At 47.4% G+C, this 6,000-nt stretch carries 7 protein-coding genes; 2 read left to right on the top strand and 5 right to left on the bottom strand.

The window, feature by feature from the left end; translation table 11 throughout:
* Positions 1 to 327: 327 nt before the first annotated feature.
* Together AC58UU_RS38545 and AC58UU_RS38540 are read right to left on the bottom strand one after the other, a co-directional pair.
* Positions 328 to 474 carry a hypothetical protein gene (locus AC58UU_RS38545; RefSeq protein ID WP_497322760.1) on the bottom strand — a complete coding sequence of 49 codons (147 nt, stop codon included), beginning with the start codon at positions 472 to 474 and terminating at the stop codon, positions 328 to 330.
* A gap of 7 nt (positions 475 to 481) precedes the next feature.
* Positions 482 to 1,219 (bottom strand): ThuA domain-containing protein, encoded by a 738-nt coding sequence (locus tag AC58UU_RS38540; protein ID WP_047678043.1) that lies wholly within the window; start codon positions 1,217 to 1,219, stop codon positions 482 to 484.
* A gap of 209 nt (positions 1,220 to 1,428) precedes the next feature.
* Between AC58UU_RS38540 and AC58UU_RS38535 the strand changes: the two genes are divergently transcribed.
* Positions 1,429 to 2,370 (top strand): helix-turn-helix domain-containing protein, encoded by a 942-nt coding sequence (locus AC58UU_RS38535; RefSeq protein ID WP_497322758.1) that lies wholly within the window; start codon positions 1,429 to 1,431, stop codon positions 2,368 to 2,370.
* Positions 2,371 to 2,420: 50 nt separating this feature from the next.
* Here AC58UU_RS38535 and AC58UU_RS38530 read toward each other — a convergent pair whose 3' ends face one another.
* The 3 genes from AC58UU_RS38530 to AC58UU_RS38520 form a co-directional block, all read right to left on the bottom strand.
* Positions 2,421 to 3,239, bottom strand: coding sequence for an SPL family radical SAM protein (locus AC58UU_RS38530; RefSeq protein ID WP_497322757.1), 819 nt, complete (start codon positions 3,237 to 3,239; stop codon positions 2,421 to 2,423).
* Positions 3,240 to 3,512: 273 nt separating this feature from the next.
* Positions 3,513 to 4,142, bottom strand: coding sequence for a methylated-DNA--[protein]-cysteine S-methyltransferase (locus tag AC58UU_RS38525; RefSeq protein ID WP_497322755.1), 630 nt, complete (start codon positions 4,140 to 4,142; stop codon positions 3,513 to 3,515).
* Positions 4,143 to 4,165: 23 nt separating this feature from the next.
* The gene (locus AC58UU_RS38520; RefSeq protein WP_497322753.1) at positions 4,166 to 4,708 is read right to left on the bottom strand and encodes a bifunctional transcriptional activator/DNA repair enzyme AdaA; all 543 of its coding nucleotides are present in this window, start codon (positions 4,706 to 4,708) and stop codon (positions 4,166 to 4,168) included.
* 155 nt (positions 4,709 to 4,863) lie between these two features.
* Between AC58UU_RS38520 and AC58UU_RS38515 the strand changes: the two genes are divergently transcribed.
* Positions 4,864 to 5,814: a DNA-3-methyladenine glycosylase family protein gene (locus tag AC58UU_RS38515; RefSeq protein WP_497322752.1), complete on the top strand. Its 951-nt coding sequence runs from the start codon at positions 4,864 to 4,866 to the stop codon at positions 5,812 to 5,814.
* The last annotated feature ends 186 nt before the right edge of the window (positions 5,815 to 6,000 follow it).

The following is a 6,000-nucleotide window of genomic DNA, read 5'->3' as shown; positions in this document are numbered from 1 at the left end:
CAGTGACTTAGGGTACTTTTAGGAATGTTTAATTCTCTGGCTATTTGCGTCGGTTTCTTACCTGAAGACTCCATGTGTTCAATCGTATTACGTTTAAATTCTTCATCATAAATTTCTCTTTGTGTGCTCACAGGGGGACACCTCAACCTTTTATTAGATAAATTTATTATAAAGGTTGTTCCTTAGTCTGTGTCTACTGTTTAGTCTAACTTCAAACAGCTCAAATTAAAGCAAAAGAGGAACGTAGCGCCGCTATTTCGTTGTTTATTAGCTTCAAATACCACAAATTTCATCAAATAACGCCACCTCGTTCCGCTAATTCAATTTTTAGCGCATTTCATCCACTTTAGCGGCTTGTCGTTCCGTTAAGAACAACTCTGCCAAAAACTCACCCTGATGGCGGAAGTCCTCATGGATACGTGCAACCATCGCAAAGCAAAAAATGCCCCCGATAATCGGGAGCATTCCTATCATTTCACTATTAAGCTTTGACTTTTGCTTTGATCTCTTCAAGCGGCTTGTGGTTTCCGTATTTCGGATACTCACGCGTGGATGGAGCCGCCCAGTGAACCGCATTGCTGATTACGCGGCGGATTTGCTCATTGTAGTACGTACGGTATGTTTCGTGCCCAGGACGGAAGTAGAAAATTTTCCCGTTGCCGCGGTTGAACGTGCAACCGCTGCGGAAAACTTCGCCGCCTTCAAACCAAGAAACCATGATCAGCTCGTCCGGCTGAGGGATATCAAAGTGCTCACCGTACATTTCCTCTGCTTCAAGATCGATGTACTCGCCGATGCCTTCAACGATTGGATGACCCGGAGCAACAACCCAAAGACGTTCCTTCTCATCAGCTTCACGCCATTTGAGGTCACAAGAAGTACCCATTAACTTTTTGAACACTTTGGAGAAATGTCCGGAATGCAGCACGATAAGCCCCATGCCTTGCCATACACGCTTTTGAACGCGGTCTACGATCTCGTCCTGCACTTCGTTATGTGCCTTATGTCCCCACCAGATGAGGACATCTGTGTTATTCAAAACTTCTTCGGACAAGCCATGTTCAGCATCATCTAATGTCGCATAAGTGACATCAACTGCTCCGCTCAAACCTTCACCAATTGCCGTGTGGATACCATCTGGATACGCTGCGCGTACGACTTCGTTTTCTTTTTCATGACGGAACTCGTTCCAAACCGTTACTCTAAGCTTCTGACTCATCTTCTTATTCCCTCCAGGGTAGCGTATTCATTCATACTTTTGAGTATAGTCACTCCCTCGCCGAAAATAAAGGCAAGATCCTGCCTAATTCTTATTCAATAGTGTCCTTCCCTTTCAAACAATGATATACTCATTACTGATAAACCTTACGTTCCGCCACTTTTTACGTATTCAAAAATGTCTTTCACAGTAGTGAGGTATACATATCCATGGACCCTATACATAGCTCTAGCACCTTTACCGAAATTGTTAATGAAGAAGTCATCTATCAGAACCCTTTGCTCTTTTTGAAAATTTGGGAAATGAATTCTGACACCCAGCAATTCGGGCCTCCTACTCCTTGGCGTTGGCATTCACATATGCAAGTTGAATTTCTTGTGGTCATAGAGGGTCAACTCGGCATCCAAACGAAGCACGATTTTACGGTGATGGCCCCTGGAGATGTCATGGTCTTGGGCTCTTCCCAGCCGCATCGTACGTATAAGCACTCAGCGGATGCCTTGCGACAGATCGTTTTTCAGATTGATCTAAAGCAGCATTTTGACCTTAGCACCATGCCCTACCTGCATTGCTTCTCGGAGCTGACTCATCCACTTGAGCAATTTAATGAGCTGTTTCAAGGCAATGCAAACGTCAAGCAAGCTGCTTACAACCTCATCATGCAGATTTACGAAGAGTCGCAATCCCGTAAGATTGGGTATGAGTTGGCGATCAGTGCAGCGATCAAAAATCTCTTACTTTTAATGCTGCGTAATGACAACCGAGATTTCTCGGCTCTTGCCGAGGATTCCGGCATTTCTCGTGTGCGTCCGGCACTAGACTTTATTGACGAGCATCTGAGTGAACGGATTTCGGTCGAAGACATGTGCAGTGTGCTCAATTTGAGCTATCATTACTTTATTAAGTATTTCAAAAAGGTGATGGGGATATCCTTCGTCGATTACGTTAATTACAAGCGGATCAAAAAAGCCGAGCGTCTCCTTTTAACAGGCGACCTCAGCATTATGGAAGTAAGCTTTGAAGTAGGCATACTGAATATGGCGCAGTTCTACAAGCTGTTTAAGCGTCATAACCAATGCTCGCCCAAAGAATTTAAACAACGCATGCGCAGTCAATCAGGGTTGACGCCTCTGCTTGCGCAAGCGGACTAGCGCGTTTATAGCCTCCACGGGAAATCCCGTAGGAGGCTTTGTTATATCCATCAAGGCAGGAAGCCTTGTTGGCTGACAAACACACGCTCCTGCGGGAAATGCTGCAGGAGCTGTTCGCGCACGCGCTCGTACGCATCCCGACTGTACCAGTCTGGTAGCTCCAGCGCGTCATAGATAGCGCGCACGCCGATGCGTTCCGTGCGCTTGCCCCCACTGCCATCGCCCATGAAGTAATCGTCGATGCACACCCGATCCACGATGCCCGCAAGCAGCTCGGAGAAATGCTCCGAGCTCGGCAGCGCTGGCGCTATCGTGGCCTGCACCGGAATGCCGCGAGCTGCGAGCTCGCGGATGGCATTTAGCCGCGCCGGAATCGGCGGCGCGGACGGCGTGAACGCTCGGCGTATATCCTCGCGGTCGGTCTCGACCGTCATGCTGACTCTTACGCGTTCGCCGAGCAGCTTTAATACATCCGCATCCCGTGTCACGAGCGGGCTGCGGGTCTGAACGAACAAGAAGTCCGGCGGATTCGCGGACATCACCTCAAGGAGCGAACGGGTGATTCGCTCCTTATGTTCGATCGGCTGGTAGGGATCCGTGGCCGATGACATGAAGATCGTTACCGGCCCTTTGCTCTTCGCTTTAGCCAACTCCTTCGCTAGAAGCGCGGCCGCATTTTCTTTTACATCGACCCATTCGCCCCATGCGTCGCTGCGGAAAAATGCGACCGGCATCTGCCTCACATAGCAGTAGGAACAGGCGAAGGAGCAGCCGGTGTAGGGGTTTAGCGTGTGAGTATACCCCTTAAGAAAGCCGCTCGCTTTCGTTAGCAGCTGCTTCGCCGTCTTCCGGTTTACGTCAATCTTCATAGACTCACCTCCACTTTTCCCTTTCGCTTACCCTTTCGAAATCATCACATTTTCATCTATTAGATTGGAGAAAATCCAATGTAATCTCTATTTTAACTTTAGCTTTTGTACTTTCATTGGAATAATCCAATGGAATTTTTTATTTTCTATGAAAATTGTTGTTTCTATGAGTTTTGAATGGATAAACTCCAATAGGATCGGTTATCCATAGGCTTAAATTTAAAAGTACTGTAAAAACTCCAATGGATCAGAGTTATGTGCAGCCACATCCGATCATAATCCTGCTCGCTCCAACCTCAGCAGCTTCTCCTTGTTCCGGAGTCCACCACGGTAGCCAGTTAGCGAACCATCCTTCCCCACAACACGATGACACGGCACCACGATGAGCACGGGGTTAGCCCCAATAGCAGTGCCCACAGCCCTAACTGCACTTATTTTATCCAGCTCTTGGGCTACCTGTGAATAACTAAACGTTTCCCCATGTGGAATCTCATGAAGCACACGCCACACTGACTGCTGAAAAGCAGTACCTCGCAGATCCAACGGCAAAGTAAATGTCGTGCGAAGTCCTTTCAAGTACTCATCTAATTGAAGGATATAGGGCAGCAGCTTATCTGCATCCTCTACCCAGTTAGGCTCAGACAGCTGCGAACGAGCCCATTTTGTTAATTCCAACCACGCACCCTCATCTACACCACCATCAGAATCCGCCTCATGAAATTGCAAGTAGCAAAGCCCCTCATCCGTTGCCGCCATCAAAAAGTCATTCTCCAACAAACGAACGACTCCCCAGTAGATCGACTTGGTCGGTTCGTCTTGCATCTCAGAGTTCGCTCGTTTGGTTTCCATCTCTGACTTCTCTTGCAAGGTTTGTGCCTCGGTTTTCTCCCGCATAGTTTGCATCTTCGAACCCTCCTCGGTTATGTTTAGATTGATTTTATTTGACGGAATTCCGTTGGCGAAAAACCGGTCTTTTTTTGAAATATCGTGGCAAAATGTGCCGCATTCGCAATCCCCACTTGAACACCAATCGCATTCACAGGAGCATTCGTCTCTAGAAGTAGTCGTTTGGCCACTTCGATACGTACTTGTTGAAGATACGTTAGAGGTGTGATTCCCTGCAGGCGTTTGAAAGTCCTTTGCAGATGATAGACACTTGCATAAAAGTGATCTGCCAGGATAGTCAGCGTCAGCGGCTCGGAATAATGTTCATCGATGTGAGCCGTCATAAGCGACACCCATTCTTCATCAGGCAGCCTCACGCCGTCTGGCCTGCACCTTTTGCAGGGACGATAATTTTCCGAGAAAGCTGCTTGGCGGTTCCCAAAAATCCGGACATTCTCCTTCTTAGGCAGCCTTGATTTGCAAGACGGTCTGCAGAAGATCCCAGTTGTCGTCACCGCATAATAAAACGTACCATCATAAGCCGCATCATTCGCAACAATCGCTTTCCAAAACCGTTCTTGCATGACTACCGCTCCTCTCAGCTCCATTTCCCTACTAGCTCAGTATACCCAAACCATGCTGCTCTTGTAAGGGAATGAAGATGAAAAAGCAAGATTACGAAAGCCGCCTTCAGCGATAATAGAGGAAGAAACTTTATCAGATAAGAGGAGAACTTAACATGCCACATCTTCAACCCTTTGACCCTTCTATCCTAAAATGGTGCGAACAGACAAGCTCCCTTACACTGCCGCTTCCTGATCCTTTTCGATATGAGCAAAATCTCAGTTACCTATCCCGATCAACCAATGAATGCCTATTCCATGTGGATAACTTGGCTATTTACAAACTGCTTCCGATTGGGGATAACCATGTCCTAATCACTGTCAACAGTGAGGATAATTCCCGGCTGCGCATTCAACTACTCCATTGTACCGACGGTACCCTCACCTCCTCCATTCGTGAAGACGTGGCTCGTTATGTGTGGGAGTGGTTTGACCTTGGCACCGACCTTACGCCTTTCTACGAGTTGGCCAAGGGTGATCCTCTGCTGAAGCAAGTCACTCAGGACTTTTATGGGCTGCGCCTGATGGGGATTCCAGATCTATTCGAGGCGATGAGCTGGGGCATTATCGGACAGCAAATCAACCTGACTTTTGCCTATACGCTCAAAAGACGTCTTGTTGAAGCCTTCGGCACGCTTCTAGACTGGGAAGGACGGACGTACTGGGCATTTCCTAAACCAGAGCGAATCGCCGAGCTTACGCCTGATGCTTTGTCCGCCTTACAGTTCACGGGTAAAAAAGCAGAATACTTAATCGGCGTTGCCAAGTTGATGACTGAGGGACTGCTTGTTAAAGAGGAGCTGCTGAGGCGGAACGATTTTGCCGATATGGAGAAAGAGCTGTTAAGTATTCGCGGCATCGGTCCGTGGACGGCCAATTATGTGCTGATGCGTTGCTTGCGGAACCCCGCTGCTTTCCCTCTTGCTGACGTTGGCTTGCACAATGCTCTGAAGCATGTGCTTGGCTTAGAACAGAAACCGACTATTCCTCATATTAGACAGCTTGCTGAAGGATGGAATGGGTGGGAAGCTTATGCGACTTTTTATTTATGGCGTGTATTATATTAACCGAATTGATGCGATTACGTGAGACTACCCTATGGATAACTAGACTAAGGTCCTGAACAAAACTTGACTTTCTGACGGTTCATAGCTTTACTTGAAACAGGTATAATTTACGTAAGATGGTTCATTTCTGCTGCGCAAATTAGAGATATTCATGCAAATTTCCACAAAAAATATACGGTTTTTTGT

The sequence above is a fragment of the Paenibacillus sp. JT22N1 genome, from assembly GCF_059692155.1.
Note: the sequence above shows the minus strand (reverse complement) of the source record. Positions and strands in the feature narration are given on the sequence as shown.

Bases quoted from the DNA above. Each gene is read 5' to 3' on its own strand.
- AC58UU_RS38545 (WP_497322760.1), bottom strand. From the start codon at position 474: ATGATAGGAATGCTCCCGATTATCGGGGGCATTTTTTGCTTTGCGATG.
- AC58UU_RS38540 (WP_047678043.1), bottom strand. From the start codon at position 1,219: ATGAGTCAGAAGCTTAGAGTAACGGTTTGGAACGAGTTCCGTCATGAA.
- AC58UU_RS38535 (WP_497322758.1), top strand. From the start codon at position 1,429: ATGGACCCTATACATAGCTCTAGCACCTTTACCGAAATTGTTAATGAA.
- AC58UU_RS38530 (WP_497322757.1), bottom strand. From the start codon at position 3,239: ATGAAGATTGACGTAAACCGGAAGACGGCGAAGCAGCTGCTAACGAAA.
- AC58UU_RS38525 (WP_497322755.1), bottom strand. From the start codon at position 4,142: ATGCAAACTATGCGGGAGAAAACCGAGGCACAAACCTTGCAAGAGAAG.
- AC58UU_RS38520 (WP_497322753.1), bottom strand. From the start codon at position 4,708: ATGCAAGAACGGTTTTGGAAAGCGATTGTTGCGAATGATGCGGCTTAT.
- AC58UU_RS38515 (WP_497322752.1), top strand. From the start codon at position 4,864: ATGCCACATCTTCAACCCTTTGACCCTTCTATCCTAAAATGGTGCGAA.